Source organism: Streptomyces sp. NBC_00669, from assembly GCF_036226785.1.
In the GTDB taxonomy this organism is placed as follows: domain Bacteria; phylum Actinomycetota; class Actinomycetes; order Streptomycetales; family Streptomycetaceae; genus Actinacidiphila.
Genome location: NZ_CP109018.1, coordinates 4,906,885 through 4,930,417 on the forward strand (window position 1 = coordinate 4,906,885; position 23,533 = coordinate 4,930,417).

Annotated in this window: 24 protein-coding genes; 6 read left to right on the plus strand and 18 right to left on the minus strand. The window is 74.4% G+C overall.

Annotated elements, in window-relative coordinates:
• Positions 1-33: 33 nt before the first annotated feature.
• From OG896_RS20495 to OG896_RS20540, 10 genes are all read right to left on the minus strand, one after another.
• On the minus strand, positions 34-579 hold the full coding sequence (locus OG896_RS20495; protein WP_329367445.1) for a hypothetical protein: 546 nt from the start codon (positions 577-579) through the stop codon (positions 34-36).
• Positions 563-1,054: an RNA polymerase sigma factor gene (locus tag OG896_RS20500; RefSeq protein ID WP_328466113.1), complete on the minus strand. Its 492-nt coding sequence runs from the start codon at positions 1,052-1,054 to the stop codon at positions 563-565. The genes OG896_RS20495 and OG896_RS20500 overlap by 17 nt, the downstream gene beginning before the upstream one ends.
• A 111-nt stretch (positions 1,055-1,165) precedes the next feature.
• Complete coding sequence (locus OG896_RS20505; protein ID WP_329367447.1) at positions 1,166-1,795, minus strand: class F sortase; 630 nt, start codon at positions 1,793-1,795, stop codon at positions 1,166-1,168.
• Positions 1,792-2,142 (minus strand): sortase-dependent protein, encoded by a 351-nt coding sequence (locus tag OG896_RS20510; RefSeq protein ID WP_329367449.1) that lies wholly within the window; start codon positions 2,140-2,142, stop codon positions 1,792-1,794. The genes OG896_RS20505 and OG896_RS20510 overlap by 4 nt, the downstream gene beginning before the upstream one ends.
• A gap of 183 nt (positions 2,143-2,325) precedes the next feature.
• The gene (locus OG896_RS20515; RefSeq protein WP_329367451.1) at positions 2,326-3,510 is read right to left on the minus strand and encodes an outer membrane protein assembly factor BamB family protein; all 1,185 of its coding nucleotides are present in this window, start codon (positions 3,508-3,510) and stop codon (positions 2,326-2,328) included.
• 236 nt (positions 3,511-3,746) lie between these two features.
• Positions 3,747-4,400 (minus strand): hypothetical protein, encoded by a 654-nt coding sequence (locus tag OG896_RS20520; protein WP_329367453.1) that lies wholly within the window; start codon positions 4,398-4,400, stop codon positions 3,747-3,749.
• Positions 4,397-4,975 (minus strand): RNA polymerase sigma factor, encoded by a 579-nt coding sequence (locus OG896_RS20525; protein ID WP_329367454.1) that lies wholly within the window; start codon positions 4,973-4,975, stop codon positions 4,397-4,399. Before OG896_RS20525 ends, OG896_RS20520 begins: the two co-directional genes overlap by 4 nt.
• Positions 4,976-5,172: 197 nt before the next feature.
• Complete coding sequence (locus OG896_RS20530) at positions 5,173-6,066, minus strand: phosphorothioated DNA-binding restriction endonuclease (protein ID WP_329367456.1); 894 nt, start codon at positions 6,064-6,066, stop codon at positions 5,173-5,175.
• 85 nt (positions 6,067-6,151) lie between these two features.
• Positions 6,152-6,757, minus strand: a complete 606-nt coding sequence (locus tag OG896_RS20535; protein WP_329367458.1) for a hypothetical protein — start codon at positions 6,755-6,757, stop codon at positions 6,152-6,154.
• Positions 6,750-7,244, minus strand: a complete 495-nt coding sequence (locus OG896_RS20540) for a SigE family RNA polymerase sigma factor (protein ID WP_329367460.1) — start codon at positions 7,242-7,244, stop codon at positions 6,750-6,752. The genes OG896_RS20535 and OG896_RS20540 overlap by 8 nt, the downstream gene beginning before the upstream one ends.
• 211 nt (positions 7,245-7,455) lie before the next feature.
• Between OG896_RS20540 and OG896_RS20545 the strand changes: the two genes are divergently transcribed.
• Positions 7,456-7,827: a hypothetical protein gene (locus OG896_RS20545; RefSeq protein ID WP_329367462.1), complete on the plus strand. Its 372-nt coding sequence runs from the start codon at positions 7,456-7,458 to the stop codon at positions 7,825-7,827.
• A gap of 71 nt (positions 7,828-7,898) precedes the next feature.
• Here the strand turns inward: OG896_RS20545 and OG896_RS20550 are convergent, their stop codons facing one another.
• Positions 7,899-8,786, minus strand: a complete 888-nt coding sequence (locus OG896_RS20550; protein ID WP_329367464.1) for an MBL fold metallo-hydrolase — start codon at positions 8,784-8,786, stop codon at positions 7,899-7,901.
• 290 nt (positions 8,787-9,076) lie between these two features.
• Between OG896_RS20550 and OG896_RS20555 the strand changes: the two genes are divergently transcribed.
• Together OG896_RS20555 and OG896_RS20560 are read left to right on the plus strand one after the other, a co-directional pair.
• Positions 9,077-10,360: an AAA family ATPase gene (locus tag OG896_RS20555; RefSeq protein WP_329367466.1), complete on the plus strand. Its 1,284-nt coding sequence runs from the start codon at positions 9,077-9,079 to the stop codon at positions 10,358-10,360.
• On the plus strand, positions 10,360-12,231 hold the full coding sequence (locus OG896_RS20560) for a tetratricopeptide repeat protein (protein ID WP_329367468.1): 1,872 nt from the start codon (positions 10,360-10,362) through the stop codon (positions 12,229-12,231). The genes OG896_RS20555 and OG896_RS20560 overlap by 1 nt, the downstream gene beginning before the upstream one ends.
• A 136-nt stretch (positions 12,232-12,367) precedes the next feature.
• On the opposite strand, the gene OG896_RS20565 is transcribed toward OG896_RS20560, so the two are convergent.
• From OG896_RS20565 to OG896_RS20595, 7 genes are all read right to left on the minus strand, one after another.
• Positions 12,368-12,577 carry a hypothetical protein gene (locus OG896_RS20565; RefSeq protein ID WP_329367470.1) on the minus strand — a complete coding sequence of 70 codons (210 nt, stop codon included), beginning with the start codon at positions 12,575-12,577 and terminating at the stop codon, positions 12,368-12,370.
• Between the two features lie 83 nt (positions 12,578-12,660).
• A complete protein-coding gene (locus OG896_RS20570) occupies positions 12,661-12,882 on the minus strand; it encodes a hypothetical protein (protein ID WP_328466086.1) in 222 nt (73 codons plus the stop codon).
• A gap of 121 nt (positions 12,883-13,003) precedes the next feature.
• A complete protein-coding gene (gene efeB, locus OG896_RS20575; protein WP_329367472.1) occupies positions 13,004-14,251 on the minus strand; it encodes an iron uptake transporter deferrochelatase/peroxidase subunit in 1,248 nt (415 codons plus the stop codon).
• Positions 14,248-15,453, minus strand: coding sequence for an EfeM/EfeO family lipoprotein (locus OG896_RS20580; RefSeq protein ID WP_329367473.1), 1,206 nt, complete (start codon positions 15,451-15,453; stop codon positions 14,248-14,250). The genes efeB and OG896_RS20580 overlap by 4 nt, the downstream gene beginning before the upstream one ends.
• Before the next feature lie 140 nt (positions 15,454-15,593).
• Complete coding sequence (locus OG896_RS20585) at positions 15,594-16,469, minus strand: alkaline phosphatase family protein (protein ID WP_329367474.1); 876 nt, start codon at positions 16,467-16,469, stop codon at positions 15,594-15,596.
• A gap of 209 nt (positions 16,470-16,678) precedes the next feature.
• A complete protein-coding gene (locus OG896_RS20590; RefSeq protein ID WP_329367476.1) occupies positions 16,679-17,611 on the minus strand; it encodes a CU044_5270 family protein in 933 nt (310 codons plus the stop codon).
• Positions 17,608-18,213, minus strand: coding sequence for an RNA polymerase sigma factor (locus OG896_RS20595; protein ID WP_329367478.1), 606 nt, complete (start codon positions 18,211-18,213; stop codon positions 17,608-17,610). Before OG896_RS20595 ends, OG896_RS20590 begins: the two co-directional genes overlap by 4 nt.
• A gap of 579 nt (positions 18,214-18,792) precedes the next feature.
• Here OG896_RS20595 and OG896_RS20600 point away from each other — a divergent pair.
• From OG896_RS20600 to OG896_RS20610, 3 genes are all read left to right on the plus strand, one after another.
• The gene (locus OG896_RS20600; protein WP_329367481.1) at positions 18,793-21,954 is read left to right on the plus strand and encodes a helix-turn-helix transcriptional regulator; all 3,162 of its coding nucleotides are present in this window, start codon (positions 18,793-18,795) and stop codon (positions 21,952-21,954) included.
• 377 nt (positions 21,955-22,331) lie between these two features.
• The gene (locus tag OG896_RS20605; RefSeq protein ID WP_328466072.1) at positions 22,332-22,550 is read left to right on the plus strand and encodes a type A2 lantipeptide; all 219 of its coding nucleotides are present in this window, start codon (positions 22,332-22,334) and stop codon (positions 22,548-22,550) included.
• Between the two features lie 148 nt (positions 22,551-22,698).
• On the plus strand, positions 22,699-23,505 hold the full coding sequence (locus OG896_RS20610; protein WP_329367483.1) for an HlyD family efflux transporter periplasmic adaptor subunit: 807 nt from the start codon (positions 22,699-22,701) through the stop codon (positions 23,503-23,505).
• The last annotated feature ends 28 nt before the right edge of the window (positions 23,506-23,533 follow it).

Sequence of the window (23,533 nt, forward strand, 5' to 3'; positions counted from 1 at the left end):
GGGCCGGGCCGTCCGCCGTCCGGCTCCCCCGGCTCAGCGGCGCAGTTCCGTCGGGAGGGGCGACGGCTGATCGCCGGACTGCCGGGGAGAGGTGCCGGTGGGGTCGGATGCCGGCGGCGCCGCGGACGTGCTCGGGGTGGCCGGTACGGCCTGGGTGGCGGAGGCGTTGGCGCCGGACGGGACCTGCTTCGTGGACGGGACCTGCTTCGTGGGCGGGGCCTTCGCGGTGGGCGGGCCGCTGGTGGGGACGTTCGTGGGCGGCCTGGTGGCGGGCGACGGCGCCGGTGGCGAGGTGGGCCCGGCCGAAGGACTGCTCGCGGGCGGCGGGCCGAGCGGGACCCTCGGGGCGGCGGGCTCGACGGGCCCCGTCATGCGCAGCGGCACCACGACGAGGGCGGCGACGGCGCCGGACAGGCCGACCCCGACGGCGATCCGCAGCATCCGGCGGCGGGCCGCGCCGCGGCGGATCTTCTCGTACCGGCCCGGGGGCAGGCCGAGCGGGGCGGGGGTGGGGCGCAGGATGACGGTGAGCGGGTCGTCGGGGTCGAAGTCCTGACCGTCGTCAGACTGTGTGATCAAGGCTTCTCCTCAGATGGGCGCGGAGCAGTTCCCTGGCCGTGTGGAGGTCGGACATGACGGTCCCCTCCTTCCGGCCGGTGAGCAGGGATATCTCCCGGATCGGGAGGTCGGCGTAGTAGTGCAGGAGGATCGGCACCCGCAGCCGTTCCGGCAGCGACTGCACGAGCAGGCGCAACGACGGGTCGGCCGCTTCGGTCGGCGGCCGGACGGCGGCCTCCGCGGTGGCCCGGCGGACGGCCCGGCGTTCGCGCTCCAGTTTGCGCCAGTGGTCCCGGACGAGGTTGGTCGCGGTGACGTAGAGGAATCCGCGCGGCTCCGCCACGGCCGTCCAGCGGGCCCACAGCCGGGTGAACGCCTCCGAGGCGATCTCGTGGGCCGTCTCGTCGTCGTCGACCAGCCGGCGGCACCAGCCGGCGAGGCGCGGGTAGAAGGCGGCGAACAGCTCGGACGCTGCCTTCTCGCGGGACCGTTTCAACGCTCTCCATGTCGTGGTGGCACTGGTCGGACACGTGGGGGCCCTCTCGGGAGGACGGTCCCGGGCCGCCGGCGTACGGAACGGCGGCGGCCCGGGACCCGTTGCGGCGCGTCAGGAGCCCGTCGAGGTCAGCGCGGCGAAGACGATCACGTTGTCGAGGTAGCCGTCACCGCTGCGCGGGCCGCCGCACGTGATCAGCCGCAACTCGGGCCGGTCCACGTTCCCGTAGACCGCGCTCGTCGGAAAATCCGACTTGGCGACCGTACGGACGTCGGTGACGGTGAACCGCGGTGCCGTGCCGTCCTTCCGGCGCGTCACGATCCGGTCGCCCGGGCGCAGCCGCGCGAGGTGGCGGAAGACCCCGTCCCCGTAGGCGCCGACCGTGACATGGGCCAGGATCACCGACGGACCGGTCTGCCCGGGCGTCGGCGAGTTCCGGTACCAGCCGGCCCGGTCGTGCGCCGTGATCGGCGGGACCTGCACGCTGCCGTCCGCGGCCAACCCCAGCTGCATGAGCGGGGTGTCGACGCCGATGGCGGGGACCTCCAGCCTGACCGGGACCGAACGCCCCAGCGCACGTACCGACTTCGCGGCGGGCCGCGCGGACGGCGGCGTGCTCGGGGGGCGGGTGCCCGGTGGGCGGGTGGTCGCGGCGGCGCCGCCCACCTGGTGGCCGCCGCAGCCCGTGAGCAGCGACGCCGTCACCGCGGTGGCGAACGCGCGCCTGGAGAGCGAGGTCACGCCCCGGTCGCCCGCCGGCGCCGCACGAGGAAGAAGGCCCCGCCGCCGAGGGCCAGCGCCGCGGCGGCGCCCCCGCCGATCAGCCCGCCGTCGGCTCCGGAGTGCGACGCCACCGGCGCCACACCGGTGTCCGGTGCTCCCTTCGGCACGGCGGCGACCTGGCTCGGCTGCGCCACCTTGGTCGGTGCGGGCGAGGCGGCCGGCGGCGCGGTCGAGGGCCTGGCCGACGGGGACTGCGCGGAGGTCGGGCTCGGGGACGGCGTGGCCCCATCGGCGAACGCGGGCACGGTGCTCGCCAGGACGGCGGTGCACGCGAGGGCCACGGCGCTCAGGACGGTTCGGCGCATGGAATCGCTCTCTTTCGTCGGTCCGCCCGCGCTGTCACGCGGCGGGCTGTGTTGCGGATCGACTGAAAAGACGAGGCGGCGCTGGAGCCGATTGTAAAGACCCGGCAAAGTCGCCGGGCCGACCGTACGAGGGAGGGGCAGGGACCAGGGGTGGCCGCCGGAACCGGCGACCACCCCTGCCGCTCACTGCCCGTACGCCACCAGCAGGTTGGTGGCCGGAACCACCACGAGCCCGTCGCCCGCGCCGAGCCCGGTCAGCGGCTGGGACACGTTCTGCTCGTCGGGGCCGTTGATCGGCGCGCCGACGTCGGTGGACCAGACCGACTGGCCGGTCGCGCCGTTGACCGCCCACAACTGGCCGCTCAGGGAGCCGACGTAGACATAGCCGTTGACGACGATCGGTGCCGTGCTGATCCGGCCGTCGCCCTGGAACGTCCAGCGCGTGTCCAGGGTGGGGGTGTACCGCTCCTGGAGGACGCCGCCGTCCACGAAGTAGCCCTGGTGGCCGTCGATGGCCGGTGCCGGCGAGGTTCCGGCGGCGTCGTACGTGCTGCTGACCTCCCCGGTGCCGGCGTCGAGGACCGAGGAGGCCATCCCGTTGTCCCGGACCCAGACTCCGCCGTCGGCGAGGACCGGCGTGCGGCCGCCGCCACCGGAACAGCCCGTCTGGTGGTGCCAGATCGGGCTGCCGGACTTGGGGTCGAAGGCGTACGCCTGCTCGCAGGCGTAGGAGACGTAGACCCCCGCGGCATCGACGGCGGGCGAGCTGTCGTCCCCGTTGGCGACCGGCTGGCTCCAGAGCAGCGAGCCGCTGGCGGCGTCCACCGCGTACAGGGTGCCGCCCGAGCCGGCCCCGCCCGTGTACACCACACCGTCGGCGAACGTGGGCGGCGAGGTGAACGAGTACTGCCCGGGCAGCGTGACGGTCCAGAGCTTCGCCCCGGTGGCCGGGTTGAACGCGGTCAGCACGCCGTCGTAGTTCTGGGCGTAGAGCCGGCCGCCCCCGTAGGCGAGCGCGGACCACCAGTAGGTGCCGCCGAGGTCGACCGGCGCCCAGGCGTTCTCGCCGGTGGCCGCGTCGATGGCGTAGAGCGTGGTGCCGTACCCCGTCGGCGAGGCGGCGGTGGCGAAGACCCGCCCGCCGGCCACGACGGGGTAGGAGACGCTCCCGCCCAGGTCGCGCGACCACTTCTGGCTGAGCGGAGGAGCGCCGACGCCGGAGTCGACGACGGTGCCGTTGTGCCGCGCGTTGACCTGGTAGGTGGTCGAGACTCCGGTCTGCGCCGGCTGCGCGCCGGCCGGTGTGACGAGCGCGACGATCGACAGTGCCGCGCCTAACAGGACGGCGACAGCTCTTCGGGTCTTCACTCAGGTACCCCCTCGTTCGGCATCGCCCTGGCGATGCGCGCGGAGCGGACCCGCCCCTGGTGCGGCGGCCCGCCTTCCACGTTCCATGGTCGTTGACGGCCGTCCCGACCGGCGGGTTTTTTCGAACGGTTGAACAACATTCACCGCCGCGTTCCGTCATGGCAACGGGCCGCACCAGCCGGTCGGCGGGTACGGCCTGTTGGGTTCCGTTCCTCAGGCGCGCGGGCCCCGCGGGGCTAGTTCGCCGGGACGCAGGTGGGGAGTTGACGCACCAGGGTGATGGCCAGCGAGGTCACCGGGCCGCTCTTCGAGGCCGGCACGAACAGCAGGTGGTCGCCCGGGACGATGGCACCGGGATTGATGTCGCGGACCCCGTTGCTGTGGAAGCCGGACGGCGGCGCCACCTTGAGGAGGCTGCCGTGCGGGCTGTCGTGGGTGTGGCCGGTGGCGGAGCAGGAGGCCGAGGGCGCCATCACCTTCGCGGGGATGCCGGCCTTGTCCAGGGTGGCCTGCAGGCCCGGGACGCCCTTCAGGTCGAACAGCTGGACGGAGACCATGCCGCCCGGCTTGGACCGCACGGAGTAGTTGGCGTTGACGATGTTCAGGCCGCTGGTGCCCGAGCTGACCGAGGCGCCCGAAGTGCCGGAGCTGCCCGGGGCGCTCTGCCGGGCGGGCGCGGCCTGCTGGTCGCTGTGCGACGCGGACGTCGACGGCAGGGCGACCGCCACAGCGGCGGCGGCCGCCGCGGCCACGCCGACCACGAGGGCGACCCGGCGGCGCGGCGCGTGGAGCTGCAGCAGGGTCCGGTGGCCGGCCGGGGCGGACAGGGCCGCCGCGTGGGCGTTCAACTCGTCGGCGAGCTGCTGCTTGAAGTGCGCGGGGACGTTCACTGGGCGGCCTCCAGAAGGGTTTCGTAACCGGCGATGTGGGTCTGGCCCGCGCTGCGCAGGGCCTTGCGGGCGCGGTGCAGCCGGACCCGGGCGGTGGGCGAGCTGACGCCCAGCGCCTGCGCCGCCTCGCGGACCGTGAGCCCGTCGAGGTCGACCAGGTCGAGCACCTGGCGCAGCGGGTCGGAGAGCGCGGCGTGGGCGGCGGCGAGTTGCCGGACGGCTCGGTCGGCGTCGATCCGCGCCTCGATGGCGCTGACGTCCTGGTCGTCCAGCAGCCGCCGCCCGCTGATCCGGGCGACCGCCATCCGCTCGCGGGCGGTGCCGTGGAAGTGGGCGTGGATGACGTTGCGGGATATGCCGTAGAGCCAGGCGACGGGTGCGCCGCGCCGCGCGTCGTAGGTGTGCGCGCCCTCCAGGGCGGCCACGAAGATGTCCGCGGTCAGGTCGGCGGCCAGGTGCGCGTCGTCGACGCGCCGGGTGACGAAACCGAGCACGGTGTCGAAGTGCTGCTCGTAGAACGCGGCGAACCCGGCCGGGTCCCGCGCGGGTGGTGCTTTCGGATGCTCCGCTGGCACGGACGGCTCCTCAGGGCAGGTCAAAGGTGCGATGCCTTACACCCGGTACTAGTCCGCGGCACCCGAAAGCGTTACATCCGCGGTCCCCGTCCCTGTCCGCGGGTGGGCGCGGCCCCCAACGACACCCCGCCCGCGCCGGCCCGTCACGCCGCTCGCCCGCTCAGCCCGCGGCGCGCCTGGGCGACGTGCCCCGGCGGTCACGCCGTGGCGGCCGGGCGCGGCTCACCGTGGAAGACCTGCCGGGCGTGCCACGCCCGGTGGGAAGCGGCGATCGCGGGCGTGCCGGGCTGCGGCCCGAGCAGCGCGCGGCCCGCGAGGGCGACCACGTGCTCGCGGGCGGACGCGCTCCGCCCGACGAAATCCCGGGACACCAGGATCAGATGGCCGTCGCCGACACCGAGGACCCCCTTGTCGAAGAGCTTGTGATGGAGCGCGCACAGGCACACTCCGTTGTCGACCTCGTCCGGACCGTCGAACGCCCACCAGCGCACGTGCGCGGCCTCCAACCCGACCGGCACCGCGCCGATCATGCCGTCGTAGCCGCAGAAGGCGCACCGGTACTCGTACGCGGTGAGCACCGACTCCCGCATCCGCCGGTCCCGCCGGCGCCGTACCGCCGTGAGCGTCCCCGTCTCCGCCAGCTCCAGCTCCAGGCCGACCGCCTCGCACAGTTCGCCGTGCAGGGACGGCGGGAAGTGCAGATCGAGCAGCACCCGCGCCATCCGTCCGAGCAACGACGGCTCGCGCCGCAGCGCCGTCCTCAGCTCCGGCACGAGCCTGCCCGCCGCACCGGAGGCCCGCAGTTCGAGCACGCGGTTGCCGGGACTGCCGTCGCCGCGGTCGGTGCGCACCTCCCACACCCCGTCGCTGACCAGGTGATGGAACGGGTACGCGGGCGTGGTCCGATGGGCCGGACCGTACTCGGCCAGCAGCCGCCCCAGATCCGCCTCCACCGCGCTGTACCGCAGCTCCGCCTCGGCGTCCGCCTGGAACCGGCCCAGGGCGTACAGGAACAGCAGCGGCTTGTGCGGAGCCCGCGTCCCGTTGCCGGTCCACTGCCTCAGCTTCGCGGCGCGCTCGAGCCAGTCCATGACCGGCGATCATAAAGCGGCGCGGCCCACCGCGGGCGGCGCGCTGCCCGCGCCCCTGCCTGCCCACGCCCCTGCCTGACCCCGCTCAGCCGCAGGTCCAGCCACTGATGCGCCCCGAGTCCAGCTCGACGGTGATGACCGTGCGGTCCGAGGCGCCCGACACGACGGCGCCGGCCCGGTGGGCGCCGGTCCTGGTGAGCGGACCGACCCGCAGCGCGGCGGTCCGGGTCCCGCAGACGGCCGGGAGGGTGTCCGCGGGTCGGGCGAGGCTCACGGACAGGGCCGCTGCCTCGGCCCGAGCGGTGGCGGTGAGGTGCTGCTCCGCCAGGGCCGTCACCTCGGCCTCGGCGGTGGTGCTCGTGGTGTCCGGCGGGAGCCGGCGGTAGTAGTCCGCCACCGCGGCTCGGGCGGCGTCGAGTTGGGCCCGGCCGGCCGTGGGCCAGGCGGTGCCCGAGGACGGGGCGGCGGACCGGCCGGCCTGCCGGGCCGCGCCGGACCCCCAGCCGAGCCCCGCGACCAGCGTGAGACCGCCCGCCGCCAGCGCCAGGCCGCTCCCGGTGAGGGCCAGTTGCCGGCGCCGCCTGCGTGCCGTGCCGCGCAGCCTGACCTGGTGGGCGGTCAAAGGAGTGCGGGCCGGCTGGAGGGTGCCTTCGAGCAGCGCCGCACGGATTCGGTCGTCCAGGTCAGACATTGCTGGATTGCCTCTCTTCCGTGGCGAGCGACTGGGCGAGCGCCTTGCGGCCACGGGCCAGCCAGCTCTTGATGGTGCCCGCGGGAGTCCCGGTCTCGGCGGCTATCTGCTCGACGCTGAGATCGCACAGGTAGTGCAGGACGAGCGCCCGCCGCTGGTTCAGCGGCACGGTGGCGAGCGCCCGCTCCACCAGGAGCCGGTCGGGCGACGGCTCGGCGACGCTGGTCGGCCGGTGGTGGCGCAGCGTCAACTCCCAGCCGCGCCTCATGCGACGGAACCGGGAGGCGGCCAGCCGCCAGGCCGTGGTCCGTACCCACGCCTCCGGCACCTCCACCGCGCGCAGGGTGCCACGCCGGGACCAGGCACGGACGAACGCCTCCTGCACCGCGTCCTGAGCGGCCTCCGCGTCCCCGGTCACCAGCGTCAGCTGGCGCACCAGCCTCGGGAACGCCGCAGCGTAGAGGGCGTCGAACTCCCTGTCCTGCATCGGGCTGCACTCCTTCCCCAGGGGCCGGGGCGCGATCGGGAACGGTACTGGACCGCTGAGGAAGTACGCCTGCCGAGCGGGCGGCGGTGGCAGTCGATCGCGGTGATGTGGCTCACAGCGCTCGGCTGCCACTTTCGGCCGCCCGGCAGGCGTATGTCCCGCATCGCTGTCCGGATGCCACCGGACGGCAGCCACGAGAGAGGACAGCCCCATGTCCCACCGCGCACCCCGAACCGGACGCAGGCTGCTGAGCCGCCCCGCCGTCGCCGGCGCCCTTCTCCTGACCGGACTGGTCGGCGCCGTCACCGCGCAGGCCGAGGCCGCGCCGCACCCGGCGAACGCCCACACCGCCACCGACTCCGGCATGACGCCCGATCAGGCCCGTGCGGCGGCCGAGGCCAGTGCGAAGGCGGCGGGCTCGCACGAGCACGAGCACGGGAGCATGACGCGCGATCAGGCCCGTGCGGCGGCCGCGGCCAGTGCGAAGGCGGCGGGCTCGCACGAGCACGGGAGTATGACGCCTGACGAGGCCCGTGCGGCGGCCGAGGCCAGCGCGAAGGCGGCGGCCGCGCAGGGGCATTAGGTTCTGCCCTGCCGGGTGGCCCCGGCCCGGTGGTCTGCGCGGCGGCCGATCAGACCGTGCGGGTAAGGCCGTTACCAGCGCGTCGCGCTGAAATCGATGGGGCGGGGCCGCAGTTCGCCGGTGCGCGCCGCCAGCTGCCGGAGCCGCTGGGCCATGGCGTCGGCGGGAAGGTGCCGGCGGTCGCCGTGGCCGGGCAGCAGCCACTCGAAGCGCAGCCGATCGGCGGTCCGGGCCAAGGACGCGGCGAGTTCACCGATCGAGTACCAGGTGACGCTGTCGGCCACCTCGATGTCCGCTGTGCCGCGTGACCAGTAGAAGCTGTCGCCGCTGAAGCAGTACCGCTCGTCCGCGAGGAACAGCACGCTGCCGCGGGTGTGCCCGGGGAGGGGGAAGGCGGCCACCCCCTCGGCGATCTGCGCCGGGTCGGTGCCGCGCAGCACCCGGTCGGCGTCCGGGGCGGCGTCGAGGTCGCCCTCGTGGACCCACAGCCGGGCGCCGAAGCGGTCGGCGTAGCGGCGGCCGTGCGTGGCGTGGTCGCGGTGGGTGAGCAGGACGTCCGTGACAGGGCCCAGCTCCTCGAAGCGCGTGGCCAGCGACGCGCTCCACCGTGGTGTGTCCACCATCATGACGGTGCCGCCGGGGCGGCGCAGCAGGTAGGAGTTGGCCCCCGCGGTGTGCGTGGAGTTGTGCCCGCACAGGTACACGGTGTCGTCCAGGGCCAGGGGGAAGGGGTCGAGTTCCGCCGCCAGCCGCCCGGCCGGGGGACGGATCGACCGGGAGGGGCAGGCGTACGCCGCGGCGTTCAGCTGCCGGACCTCGGTTCGGTCGCGCGGCTGGCGCAGCACGACCGAGCGGCCGTCGACCTCGCCGATCAGGCCGGGAGCGAGCTGCCGGGCGACATCGCAGTTCACGCACCGCTCGTCCACCCGCCAGCCCGCCGCGAACCGTTCCTCACCCATGGCCCCGCTCCTTCCGCACCGCACCGCACCGCACCGCGCCCGCCGACCGGCCGTTCGTAGCCCAAGGGATATCCCGGGCCCTCCGGACAAAGGAAGGGGGATCGGACCTTGTACTTACGGCGTCGAGCCGCTCTCGCAACGGCCGGTTCGGCCCGGGAGGCACCCGGTTCGGCCCGGCGGTCGGGGGCGAGCCGGCAGCCGGGCGTACGGCGTTGCCCTCGTGGCCGGCGGGCCCGCCGCGGGGCGGCACGTACGGGCTATGCTCGCGGTGAATTCGCCCAGGGGGGACCATGGCTGACCCGGAAAGCCCGCTGCTCCACGCGCTGCGCCAGGCGGTGCGTTCCGCGCCGGAACAGGCCGAGTTCCGTGTCGCGCTCGCCGAAGCGCTCATCAACGCCGGTGATGCGGACGGCGCGATCGTCGAACTCGGCGAGGCGCTGCGCCTGGCGCCGGATTCCGTTCCGGCCAGGCAGCTGATGCTCAGGGCGCTGAGCGGCGGCACACCGGCGGAGAGCGTGCCCGCGGAGAAGCCCGACGCCGGCTTCGACTGGCCGACGGCGGAGGCCGAACTGCGGGACGTGGCCCCGCCGCCGCGCTTCACCCCCGCGCCCGCCCCGCCGCCGGCCGTGCCCGCCCCGCCGCCCGCCGCCGCCGACGACGCGCGCGAGGACCCGCGGGGCGCCCCGGCCCACGAGGTCGAGCGGCCGGCCCTGACCCTCGCCGACGTCGGCGGGCTGTCCGACGTCAAGGACCGGTTGCAGGCCGCGTTCCTCGCCCCGTTGCGCAACCCGGAACTGCGCAGGCTCTACGGCAAGTCGCTGCGCGGCGGCCTGCTGCTGTACGGCCCGCCCGGCTGCGGCAAGACCTTCGTCGCGCGCGCCGTCGCCGGCGAACTCGGCGCGTCGTTCGTCTCCGTGGGCATCGCCGATGTGCTCGACATGTGGATCGGCTCCTCGGAGCGGAACCTGAGCGAGCTGTTCCAGCTGGCGCGGCGTCAGGCACCGTGCGTGCTGTTCTTCGACGAGGTGGACGCGCTCGGCCAGCGGCGCAGCCAGACCCGCAACTCCACGATGCGCACGACCGTCAACCAGTTCCTCGCGGAGCTGGACTCGGTGGGATCGGACAACGAGGGGGTGTTCGTCCTCGGCGCGACGAACGCACCGTGGGACGTCGACCCGGCGCTGCGCCGCCCCGGCCGCTTCGACCGGACCGTCCTGGTCCTGCCGCCGGACGCCGAGGCCCGCGCGGAGATCCTCCGCTACCACCTGCGGGACCGGCCGATCGCGGGAGTCGACCTGGCGTCCCTGGTCGAGCGCACCGACGGCTTCTCGGGCGCGGACGTGGCGCACCTGTGCGAGTCGGCCGCGGAGATCGCGCTGATGGACGCGGTGCGCAGCGGCGAGGCGCGGCTGATGGGCATGCCCGACTTCGATGCCGCGCTGGCGGACGCGCGCCCGTCGACCGGACCGTGGTTCGACGCCGCGCGCTCGGTCGCGCTGTTCGCCAACGAGGGCGGCGCCTACGACGACCTCGCCGCCTACTTCAAGTCCCACAAGGGCACGAAGGGCCGTTGATGGCGGACGAGGCAGACGAGGGACCGGCCGGCCGCGAACCGTCGCAGGCCGCCGTCGAGCGCGCCGTCGCCCTGGCCCGCCTCGACCGCTATGCCGAGGCCGAGCCGATCCTGCGCAGGGTGCTGGCGGCCGACCCCGAGCACTACGGCGCGCTGGCGAACCTGGCCTGGCTGCTCGATCTGGCCGACCGCCGGGAGGAGGCCGTGGCGACCGCCCGCCTGGTGATCGCGCGCTGGCCCCAGGACACCGAGGGCTTCTACCGGGCGGCGTCGTGCCTCATGAGGGACAAGAACGTCGCCGAGGCGCTGCCGCTGGTCCGGCGGGCCATGGAGATCGCGCCGGACGAGGGCCGCGTGCTGCGGCTGTACGCGCGGGTGCTCGCCGACATCCCCGAGCGGCTTCCCGAGGCGCTGCCGATGGCCGACCGGGCCGTCGAGGTCGACCCGTTGAACGGCGAGAGCTTCCAGACCCGGGCGGTCGTCCTGGTGAGCCTGCGCCGCTGGCGGGACGCGGACGCCGCCCTGGCGCAGGCCCTCCAGCGGGAACCGACCGACACCGCCTACCTCATCCAGGCCGGCATCGTGAAGCTCCGGCTGGGGATGATCGCCCCGGCTCGTGACGCGTTCACCGCGGCCCTGCGGCTGAAGCCCAGGCCGCACCGGGTCCGGGAGGTGCTCGACACCCTGGAGACGCAGGGGCTGCCCGCGCCGCTGCTCGACGTCTACACCCTCGGCTGCGAGGCCCTGGACATTCCCGACCTCGGCTCGCCCGGCACCGCGGGCACCGACCGGGAACTGCTGCGCGAGCAGGCGCGGATCGCCACGTCCATGTGGAAGGCCGCGACGTACAACCACGCCTGGTCCAAGGACTCCCGCGACCGCTGCCGCACCCTGGTGGCGGCGATGCTGGCGGCGGATGCGACGCTGGTCCCCGCGCGCCTGCTGGCCGCCGAGATCGCCGGCGACGACGCGAGGTACGAGGACCTGGTCGCCCTCGCGGAGCCGCTGATCGCCGAGGGCGAGGCGACCGGTCAGCTGTACCGGGACACCGTCCTCGGCCTCGAACACCTGGACCGCCTGGACGACGCCGTCGCACTCGCCGCCGACGCGCGCCGCCGCTTCCCGCGGTCGAGCCGGGCCGCGAGCCTGCACGGCCGGATGCTGGCCGAAGCGGGCCGCCGCGACGAGGCGGTGGCCGCCGCCGATGCCGCGGCCGAGCTGGCCGACGGCGATCCCCAGGCGCTGACCTCCGTTGCGGGCGTCCACCGGCGGCTGGGCCGGAAGGACGAGGCCAAGGCGGCGTACAAGGCGATCCTGCGGGAGGCCCCGAAGGAGACGACGGCGCTGTTCGAACTCGGCTCGCTGTACATGCTCGGCTACCAGGACAACCGGGCGGCCGAGCGGCTGATCGAGCGCATCGAGCTTCCGGACGTCGGCGGCGACCGCACGGCCGTCCTCGGCCAGATCCGCTTCCAGCTCGGCAAGTGGGACCAGGCGGCGGCCGACTTCGAAGCCGCGATCGCCACGCCGATGCGCGCCCCGAGCACCGTCCCGGGCATCATCATCGGCTTGCAGCTGTTCGGCCCGCCCCGGCGTTTCCAGCCGCTGCTCGACCGGTGCGTGGAGATCCGCGGCGACGGCGTGCCGGCCGAACCGGTGACGATCGAGAAGCTGCGGCTGGCCGCGTTCACGACGCTCAAGTACGGCGCCCTGCCGCAGGCACAGGAGGTGCTGCGGCAGATCCTGGAGATGGACCCGGACCACCACGAGGCCACGGTGATGGCCACGGTCGTGGCCGATCCCGACGTGCCCGAGCACGCCGAGGCGCTCGCCGTGGTGTTCGCGCCGGACACCCACGACGACGAGCTCTGACGACGGGCTCTGACGACGGGCTCTGACGTCGGCTTCGCGCGGTCCGCCGAGGGGAGGGCCCGGCACGCGGGTGCGGCCGGGCGACGGCGGACGGGGACGAACGCGACACCGACCGGAGCCGGGGCGGTCGCACCCCTCACCGGAGCGCCGGCGCCGGCCCTGGCTCCTCGCGGACGCCCGAGGCGGACTCCGGCGCGTCCTCGCCTTCGTCCCCGTCCTCGTCGTCGTACCGGCAGGACCCGTCGTCCTCGAAGTCCGGAGCGTGGAAGGGGTCCGTCTTCGGGGGCGGCGAGGACAGCGCGGAGCGGCGGGGTTGCTCTTCCGGTGCGGAGAACAGCGAGGTCACGTCAATGAGAGGTCCGTCTTTCGTCGCGGGCCCCTGAAGGGGCCGGGTGTGCCGGGTCCGGAGCGGGATCTGCCGGGCCGGGACTAGAGCTTGATCATCTTGGTGTAGGGGCTCAGAATCCGCATCCGCGCGGACCCGAAGTCCACGAGTGCGGCGACTCCCTCCTCGGTATCGGTCACCCGACCGAGGCCGTACATGTCGTGGGCGACCTGGTCGCCGACGGCGAAGTGCTTGGGAGCAGGGGTGACCGGAGCCGTGAAGGGGCTCGTGGGCAGATGGCGCTTAGGTGCATGAGGCTTTGTCATTGCCCCTAGTGTGCGCCCGCCGGCGTCCTCTTCGCTCCGGTTGTCCACGTCGGATGCGCGGACATCGGCGTATCGCGGGTCGAAATCCCCGCTGTCCCGGTCGTGCCGCCGCTCGCGGGTCTCAGGCGAGCAGGCCGGAGCCCAGCCGGTCGGAGGCGTCCCGTACGCCCGGCAGCGCGAAGAAGTAGCCGCCGCCGGTCGGTTGCACGTAGTCCACCAGCGGCTCCCCGGCCAGCCGCTCCTGGACCGTCTGGAACTGCCGCCGCACGTCCTGCTGGTAGCAGCAGAAGACGAGCCCGACGTCCAGGTCCCCGACCGGGTCCAGGCCGCGGTCGTAGTTGTAGCCGCGCCGCAGGAACCGCTGGTCCGCGGTGGCCCGGTCGCGGGGGTTGGCGAGCCGGATGTGCGCGTCGAGCGGGATCACGTGGCCCTGCGGGTCGGAGCCGTAGTCGGGGGTGTCCGATTCGCGGCTCCCGTCGAGCGGGGCGCCCGAGTCGCGCCGCCGCCCGATCATCGTCTCCTGCTCCCGCAGCGAGACCCGGTCCCAGAACTCGACCAGCATGCGGATGATCCTGATCACCTGGTACGAGCCGCCTGCCGTCCAGGCCGGCTCGCCGTCCGCGGCGCCGCGGGTCCACACCAGCGCGTCGGCGACGGCCGCGTCGGCGACCGCCGGGTTGCCGGTGCCGTCCATGAAGCCGAGCTGGTTGCGGGCGGTGCCGGCCGGCCGCGGGTCGGCGTGGAAGCCGTCCGCCTTCCACAGCGGGCGCAGCCCGGCGCGGGTGTGCCGGGTGAGGTCGCGCAGCGCGTGCATCACGGTGTCCCGCGAGTCCGCGCAGATCTGCACCGACAGGTCGCCGTGCAACTCCGTGGAGCCCGCCACGTGGTCGTCGGGGAAGACCGGCATCCGGGTGAGCCGGGCGGGGCGGCGGGCGGCTAGGCCGTAGCGGTCGTCGAAGAGCGACGCGCCCACGCCCACGGTGATCGTGAGCCCGTCGGAGGGCAGCGCCGGGCCCAGCATCCCGCTGTCCTGCGGTACGGAGGCGACGTCGGCGGCCGGGACGGGGCCGCCTGAGGTCAGCAGCCGTATCCGATCGGTCAGCGTGCCGAACAGCTCCCGCAGGGCCGCCCGGTCCGGCGCGACGATCTCGAACGACACGAACGTCGCGGCGGCCTGCTGCGGGGTGACGATCCCGGCCTGGTGGACGCCCTCGAAGGGGATGTCGCGGCCTGACGCGGAACCGTGCCGGTCGTCCGCGTCCGCCAGCGTGACGCCGCCGAGCGTCGCTCCGCCCAGCGCGGCGGTGGCCGCCACCCCGACCGTCGTGCCGCGCAGGAACGCGCGGCGCCCGAGCGGTCCGGCGCTCACGCCGACGTCCGCGGCGCGAGCAGGCCGGGCAGCGAGGAGAGCGACTCCAGCAGGGCTCCGAGGTCGCCCTCGACCCGCAGCGTCCGGAGGGAGCCGGAGCCGGAGCCGGGGTCAGAGCCGGAGCCGGAGCCGGAGCCGGAGCCGGTGTCGGCGGGGCCGTTGCGGTCGGTGGTGCGGCCGGCCGGAGCGGCGCCCGGGTGCGGCTGGCGCAGGTCCGCGGTCACCTGGGCCAGCCCGCTCCGGATCGCGCGCAGCAGCGCCGGGTCGCGCGGCGCGATCAGCGGCGCGAGGACGGAGACCACCTCGGAGGTCCCCTCGACGTTGGCGCCGAGCGTGGCCAGGGTGGTGCCGCTGCCGTAGTCCGCGGCGCCGGTCAGCTGGAACTGCAACGCGTTCTCCAGGATCTCGTGGGCCCGCAGCGGAAGGTCGCCCGGGTCGACCTCCTCGCTGGGGAAGTCCGCGGTCAGCCGGCGGACCTCGGCGACCAGTCCGCGCGTCAGCGGCCGGAGCGCGGACGCCGGACGGCCGTGCCACAGCCTGTACTCGACGGCGTGGAACCCGGTCCAGCCCGGGTCGCGCACCCCGCCGGGCAGGCCGTCCGCGGTGCCGTCGATGGCGGCGTCGAAGTCGCCGAAGGAGTTGTAGGCCGCGCCGAGGCGCTCGTAGTCCAGGTGCGCGGGCAGCCAGTCGCGGCGGGCGGCGGCCAGGTCGCCGCGGGCGACGTCGGCGTCGAGGTTGCGGGAAGCCGCCAGCAGCGGGGGCAGCGCGGCCTTCAGCCAGGCCCGGTAGGCGGTGACCGGCGCGGTCATCGCGAGGTCGGGCAGCGGCCGGTACCCGGCGACGGCGCCCGCCGCGCGTCCCGACAGCGCCATGGGACGCGAGTCGCGCACCGTGCCGTCGGAGAAGACGCAGCGCAGCGTGTAGCGGCCGGCCGCGAGCGTGGTGGACAGCCGCTGGGTCGCCGCCGGCACGAGCCAGGGGATCTCGGCGTACACCTTCGCGCCGCCCGGGTCGGTCAGGTAGACGGCGACGAACAGCTGGGAACGGTCGGTCACGTCGAAGGTCACCGGCCCGGCGGCGCGGTGCGCGGGCAGGTCGCCACAGCCGGCGGCACCGACGGTGACCGGCCTGGCGGAGGCGCTGTCCCCGGCCGCGGCCGGCCCGCTGCCGGCCGCCGCGGCCGCCAGCACCAGCGCGAGCACCGCCGTACGCGCACGGTGTCGCGTACGGGGCTGCGCCCGCGGTCGGAGCCGGGGGCGGCGGGGGCCGGGGCGGCGAGGGGCGGGCAGGTCCGCCGCCGCGGCGGACGGCGGACGCGGCTCGGCTTCGCCCATGGTGCGCGTCAGTTCCAGATGTCGGTGACCGGGGCCGCGCTCGCGCTGGAGCCGACCTTCCCCAGCCCGTAGAACTGCTCCAGCGTGGCGAGCACGTTGTAGTGGTTGACGTTCTCGCTGTAGTGGCCGGCCGCCACGTTGGCGCCCACGAACAGGGTGGGGATCTGGTTGTTCTCGGTGTAGTCGTCCTCGTCCCACGTCACGATCAGCAGGCTGTTGTTGGCCTTCGCCCAGGTCGCGTACGCGGACATCTTGTTCTTCAGCCAGGTGTCGGCCTGCGTGATGGTCCCGTCGTGCATGTCGTCGTCGAGGTTCGGGATGACGAACGAGACGGTCGGCAGGGAGCTGTAGTCCGACGGGAAGGAGCTGAACGGCAGCGAGTCGGAGGTGGGGACGTTGCTGAAGTTGATCCACGGCGAGTGCTTGCGGGCGTAGGCGCCGGAGCTGCACGTGGTCGAGCCGGTGCTCGGCAGTCCCTCCGAGTAGCCCTTGAACGTCTTGCCCGCGGCGAGGAGTTCGGAGCCGAGGTTGGCGGCCGTCCCCTCGTTGACCGGGCAGGTGTCGGCGCTGAGCCCGTAGGTGCTGCCGGCGAACAGCGCCATGTAGTTGGGCTCGCTGGGGTGGGTCACCCCGAACGAACCCGTCAACACGGCACCCTGGGTGGCGAGTTGGTTCATGTACGGCGCGCTGGAGGTGTTGCCGATGATGTCGGCGTAGGAGTGGTTCTCCTCCATCACGATCACGACGTGCGAGGGAGCCGGCACCGAACTGGCGACCGGTTGGAGCGACTTGTCGGCGCTGTGCGGGTACAGCGTGGCAGCGGCCACGCCGGCGGCGGCGAGGGCGATGGCGGACGGCAGGGCGAAACGCGGCCTGAGGCGCATCGGTTCTCCATGGGCGCGAGGGGGGATGAGAGGCGCTCTCCCATGGAATCCAAGTTTGATGCTGTACGGTCAAAGTTGCAATGGCGCTCCGGTGAACAGGTTTCCACCGGTGGGCGGGCGCCGAGGCGCCGAGGGCCTGAGGCCACGGCGCAGCGCCCTGGTCCGGGCGGTGCGCCGTGGCCGCGTCGTCGGCCGGCAGATCCGGTCGGTCAGCCGATCGTGTCGGTCAGGCCGGTGGACAGGTAGGTCGCCTGGCGCTGGTCCTTCTCGCTGCGCCAGGGCTCGTTGAGTTCCAGCAGCTTGCTGGTCCTCGGGTCGATGATCACCTCGGTGGTGCCGACGCCCCCGCGGAAGGACAGCTCCGTTCCGCTGCGCCCGGCGCTGTCCTTGACGGTGCCGGCCACGCGCACGCCCTTCAGCTGGGCCAGCGCCCTGAAGAGCGCGCTGCGCAGTTCGGGACTGGCCGGGGCGTTGGCGAGCAGGGTGCTCGCCTGCACGAACCCGAGCGTGGCCGCGTCCTCGTCCTCGTCGGCGGAGTCCTTCGTGGTGTGCTCGATCTGCCCGAGCAGCAGCGCGGGGTCGGTGGTCAGGCGGTCGAGGGCGTTCCAGTCGAAGCGCCGCGAGCCGAGCCTCCAGCCGGGGTCGTGCGACGTGCGGACGGCCTTGCCGTCGACGACGTAGGTGAATTCCATCGACCGGGAGGTGTACGTGTCCCCGGTCTTGAAGTGGGTCTTCCAGTACGTGCCCGAACCGGTCGACTGGGTGGCGGCGACCTCGGCGACGTCGTTCAGGAAGGCCGACGCGGACTGCGCCCGCGGCCCCTGCTGCGTACCCGCGGGCCCTGCCGCCATGTTCGCGGACGCCACCGCGACGCCGGCCGCGACCGCGGCGACCGCGAGGAGGGCGACGGCGCGGCGGCGCTTCCAGAACGGCCGCACCACGGCGCCCTTCAGCGCGTCCTCCCGCGGAGCCTGGACCGAGGCCTCCCGCACGGCTTCCTCGACCGCCGCCAGCGCCTGGGCCAGCGCCTTCGCCGGCGGGGGCTCGACCCGACCCGCCGCCCGCAGAGCCTCGGCGCCCGGGAAGTCCAGCACTGCCTGCCGCTCGGTCATGCCCGTCTCCTCCATGTCGTACGTACTCATGCCAGGTCTCCCGTCGCGGCCAGGCTCTGTCCCGCGGGGCGGTTCCCCGCGGGACGGTCCGGCGCGATCCGCTCGCGCAATCTGCCCCGGGCCCGGTACAGCCGCGAACGGGCCGTTCCGAACGGGATGCCCATGGCGGTGGCCGCCTCGGCCGGGGTCAGTTGCTCCCAGCAGACGAGGAGCATCACCTCCCGCTCCTCGGACGGCAGTTCGGCCAGCGCGCTGCGCAGTGCGGGCGCCAGCGCCGCGGCGTCCAGCCGCTGGTCCACGGCCTGCCACGGGTCGCTGACCTCCACCTGCGCGGGGGCCTCCGCCCGCGCGGCCCGCCGCACATGACCCGCCAGGACGTTGCGGGCCACTCCGAACAGCCAGCCCCGGGCGGTACCGCGCGAGGCGTCGAACGTTCGCCGCGCGGCGAACGCCTGCAGCCACGCCTCGGCCAGCAGGTCGTCCGCCGCGCCCGGCATCCGCCGCGCGAAGTAGCCGTGCAGGGCCGCCGAGTACTTCTCGACCAGCGGCGTGAACGCCGCCGGATCGTCGGCGGCCCTGGACAGTTGGGCGTCACCGTCGCGGTCGCCGCGTTCGTCGTGTTCCGATGTCACGGAGTCTCCGTCTCCGACCGTCGGGTGACAGTCTCACCCTGTACTTGTCTCGCCGTGCCCCTTGCGTTCGCCCCCTTGCGTGGACGGCGGCCGGCGCGCGCAGGTGCGGTCGTCGTGCCGGGTGTCACGACCCAGGCCGGCAGTGACGAGCAGGGCATCCCGCGCGCGTTCCGCCGGCCGACCGGGACCGGGCTCCCTCCCGACCAGCCGGGTCAGCGCGGAAACGCTATGGTTGCGGCTGGCTCAGCCCCGCCCCACCGGCCCACTGATCTGCGGTGCAAGTGAACCTGGCACGACCCGGCAGCTCACGCCCGCCCGCCCGCGGAACGCAGGCGGTGCGGCGGGAGCGTGCCGCCACCGCGGTCGCGGGCCGTGCCGCCGCACCGCCCGCCCATGGTTTCCGAAGACCCGGCAAGGAACTCCGCACCAGCTCGTCCCTCGATCAATCGGGGCCGGAGCGACGGTGCGCGTGCCGGGATACGTCCGGGGCGGGTGCGTGATCACGGCCCGCCGCTCCCCTTGACCGCTGCCCGGCCGGCACGCGCCGTCATGCCGTCCGGCCACGGGAATGGGTAACACATGCAGACGGCGCAGTCAGAACTGGTCGGCCGCGACCGGGAGATCGGCGAGGTCGAGGCGATGCTCGCCGCCGCGGCGGAGGGCGCCGGACGGGTGGTGGTGGTCAGCGCGGGCGCGGGCACGGGTAAGTCGGCGCTGCTCGACGCGGCACTCGACCGGGCTCGGCGCGAGGGCTTCATGGTGCTGTCGGCCCGAGGGATATCGTCCGAGCGCGACCTGCCGTTCGGGCTGGTGAGCAGGCTGTTCGAGCCGGTGGCCGGCGAACTGGCGCACGTCGGGGGCCCGTTCGCGGATCTGGGTTCGGACGGCTCCAACTCCCCTTCCGGAACGACCGGTTCGGCCGGGGCGCCGGTGCCCACCGCGTCAACGACCACGCCCGGGCCCGTCCTCTCCGCCGAACTCCACTCCTTCCACCGGGCGTTGGCCCGGCTGTCCACCCGCGCCCCCGTGCTCGTCGCCGTCGACGACCTCCAGTACCTCGACCGCGAGTCGCTGCGCTGGCTGAGCGTCCTGCCGCAACGAGTCGACCGGGCGCGGATCGCCGTGATGCTCACCGTGTGTCCGGGCGAGCCGTGTGCCGACCCGGCGGTCCTCGACGAGTTGCTGGCCGTGAGCGCGGTGGAACTGCACCCCGCGGACCTGAGCGCTCCGGCGACGTCGGCGGTGATCGAACGTGCGCTGGCCGCCGCACCGGACGGGCAGTTCGTCGCCGCCGTGATGCGGGAGGCGGGCGGAAACCCCTTGTCCGTCACCGAGTTGACCTCGGCGCTGCGGGACCAGGCGGTCAGCCCCACCTCGGATTCGGCGGACGTACTGGGCGGCATCGCCGTTCCCCGGCTCGCCGCCCGGCTGCGCGCCCGGCTGCGACGGATATCGCCGTACGCCCTCGACATCGCCCGGGCCGCCGCCGTCCTGGGAGCCGAGGCGGATCTCGCCCGGGTGGCCCGCCTCTGCGGCGCCGAACCCGCGGTGGTCATGGAGGTCATGACCGCCCTCGACCGGGCCGGGCTGATGGGGGTGGCGGGCGAGTCGATGACGTTCGCGCAGCCCCTCATGCGCAACACGGTGCTCCAGGACGTTCCGCTCGCGGACCTCCACGCGCTGCACACCAAGGCCGCCGGGATACTCCGGGCGACCGGTGCGCCCGGCGACCGGGCGGCGGAACAGCTCATGTCCTCCTCCGCGCCCGCCGAACCCTGGGCCGCCGGCCTGCTGCGCGACGCCGCCGCGACCGCGCTCCGCCGCGGCGAACCCGAACGGGCCTGCGCCTACCTGGCCAGGGCCCTGCGCGAGCCGCTTCCCGACCCCACCCGTATCGCGCTGCTCGCGGAACTCGGCCACGCCGAGGGGTACACGGACCTCGACGCGGCGATCGACCGCCTGACGGAGGTCTCCCGCGCTGCGGCCGAGCCGGGCCGGACGACGACTCCGGCCGAACTGGCCGTAGAGGACCCGGGCGTACGCGATCAGGCGGGCGGCGACCCGGAGCGGGACCCGGGCGGCGACCCGGGCGAAGGGGAGGCGGGAGAACGGGGCCACCGTGAACCGGCCCACCGTGAACCGGCCCACCGTGAACGGGCCCTGCGCGAAGGAGACCTGCGCGAAGGGGCCCTGCGTGAACGGGCCCTTCGCGAGCTGGCCGAGCACCTCATCACGACCGGCCGCTCCCGCGAGGCGGACCGACTCCTCGACGCGTTCCCGGAGCCCACCCCCGGTGAGCGCACTCCCGGTGAGCCCACTCCCGGTGCGCCCACTCCGGGTGAGCGCACCCTGTGGTCCGCGGACGTTCGGTGCGACGGTGAAGCGGATGCCGAGGCGGCAGGCGGGTCGCTGTCCCGCCTGCGCCGGCCGGCCCGGTCCGGCGCGGTGGACGAGGGACGCTACCTGAGCCTTGTCGCCACCCGCACCGCACGGGCCGGCAGGTTCCGGTCCCGGGCCGCCGCACGCGCCGAACAGGCGCTGGCGGTCCTCCCGGTCACCCCGGAGGCCCTGCGGCCGAGCCTGCGCGCCGTGCTCGTGCTCGCGCAGGCGGGCCGGGCCGAGGACGCGTTCGAGCGCTGCGACGCGCTCGCCGGGCAGGCGGCGCGGTGGGGGCACCGGCCGGGCCTGGCCGGCGCCCGGTCGCTGCGCGGGGTGATCGCGCAGCAGTTGGGCCGGCTGCCGGCCGCGGCCGAGGACGCCGGGGCCGCGCTGGAACTCCTCGTCGGGTGCGGTGCCCCGCGGCACAGCGGCGCGGCGGTGGAACTGCTCGCCCGGCTGGTGCAGATCCACCTCGACTTGGGCGAGTCCGAGGAGGCGGCGGCACTGGTCGAGCAGGCGGAACCGCGCGCCGACGCATGGCGGACCTGGGGCGGTACGGCGCTGCTGCTCGCCCGGGGCCGGCTGCGGGTGGCCACCGGGCGCCCTGCCGACGGGCTGCGGGACCTGCTGGCGGCCGGCGGCCGGCTGCCGGCCTGGAAGGTGGAGAACCCGGCGGTCGCGCCGTGGCGCTCGGACGCGGCCCGGGCGCTGCTCGCGCTCGGCGAGCCGGCCGAGGCCCGCCGGTACGCCGCGGACGAGGTGGAGCAGGCGCGCCGCTGGGGCACGCCCGGCCCGCTCGCCGCCGCCCTGCGCACGATGGGCGCGGTCCTCGGCGGGGCCGAGGGGCTGGCGGTGCTGGAGAAGTCGGTCTCGGTGGCCGAGCGTTCGGACGGCCGGCTCGACCTGGCCCGGTCGCTGGCCGACCACGGTTCCGCGCTCAGCCGGGCCAACCGCCGGATACCGGCCAGGCGGGCGCTGCGTACGGCGCTGGCCCTCGCGGAGGAGTGCGGCTGCGCGGACCTGGCCGGGCGGGCGCGGATCGAGCTGTCCGCCTGCGGCGGCCGCCCGCCGAAGTCCTCCGAGACGGCGGGGGTCGCGTCCCTCACCGCGGCCGAGCTGCGGACCGCCACGCTCGCCGCGGAGGGCCGGACGAACCGGGAACTCGCGGAGATCCTCCTGGTGGGACTGCGGACGGTCGAGGTGCACCTCACCCACGCCTACCGCAAGCTCGGCATCGACGGCCGTGACCAGCTTCCCGCGGTGCTGCTCGGGCGGGTGGACACCCACGCGGACTCCCGTACGGACTCCCGCGCGGACTCCCGATCGGACATCCGTACGGACTTCCGCGCCGGCTCCCGCTGAGCGCGCGGCAATCCTGCACACGGTGACCGCATGAGGCGCACAGCACCCTGACGCGATCTCCCGCGCCCGGTGCCCGGAAATCGTAAGTCGCAGGTATGTCCGCATCGTGATCAACGGCGGTTCCGGCGGAGAGGAATAGCCGTTCGAAATTGTGTGAAGAAAACGTCGCCATCCGGTGGCCGGCCGGGCACGAACTCTGCTTGCGGTACCGAAATGCTGACCGAAACATCGAGGTGGTCGGGGTGGCCGGGCGGCCGGAACGCGTACTAGCGTCCTGCGTCGAACGGGAGTTGCGAATTGTGTTCGGTATTGGCTCGAACATCCGCCCCCCGTCTCACTCATCGGAATTCCGCAGAGTCATGAAGGGAACGCAATTCATGCGTAACACCGCTTCTCAGGTCGAGACCCGCGAGCTTGCCGACGGCGACCTGGACAACATCTCCGGTGGCGTCGGCGTCGCCCTGGGCATCGACGGCCTGGGCCTCGGCGACCTCGTCGCGCCGGTCACCGACGCGCTGCCGGTCGGCCAGGTCACCGGCCTGGTGGGTGGCGCCACCAACACGCTGTCCGGCATCACCGGTCTCGCGGGTCTCTGACCGCGAGACGTCCGACCATGGCCCCGGAACCGCCTGTTCCGGGGCCTGGCCGTGCCCGGCCGCACCCCGCGGCGCCCTGCGGCACCCCGCGCGACTCGCCCTGTCCGGACCGCCCGGCCGAGACGAACGCCGTTGAAGGAGTGGCCCCGTGCAGTTCCGGCAGAAGGCGCTCGCCAAGCTCGAGGCACCCGAAGAACTCGACATGCCGGTCCGCTTCGCCCGGCCGCAGGGCCGGCTGGCGCTCGCCGTCACGGCCGTCGTCATGGCCGCCGCCGCCTTCTGGGCGGTGACCGGCACGGTCTCCGCCAAGCTGACCGCCCCCGGCATCCTGACCCGGGCGCAGGGCAGTTACGTCCTACAGAGCCCGGTCGCCGGCCAGGTCACCGCGGTGTACGCCAAGGAGGGCGACACCGTTCCGAGCGGCGCGCGGCTGCTGAGCGTGCGCACGGACCGGGCGGTCGAGACGGTCCGCGCGGTGGCCGCGGGGCGGGTGACGGCTCTGGCCGCCAAGATCGGCGCGGTGGTCGCCACCGGAGCGGACCTCGCGACGCTGGAACACGCCGACGGCCCCGCCGACCCGCTGGTGGCGGTGTTGTACGCGCAGGGCGGCAGCGCGTCGTCGATCCTCCCGGGAGCCGTGGTCGACCTGACCCTCCAGACCGTGCCGACGCGGGACTACGGCGTGCTGCGCGGCCGGGTGCTCGCGGTGGGACGGGTACCGGAGACGCGGGAGCAGATCACCAGCTTCCTGGGCGACGCCCAGCTGGGCGACCAGTTCTCCGCGAAGGGCCAACCCGTCGCGGTGGTGGTCCAGTTGGACCGAGCCGCGGGCACGAAGTCCGGTTACCGGTGGTCGTCGACGGGCGGTCCGCCGTACGCGATCGACTCACGGACGCTGCTCAGCGGCGCCGTCCACCTGGCCGCGCAGCATCCGATCGACTGGGTGAAGCCGTGACCGCGCAGCACTCCCCGGCGGGCACCGG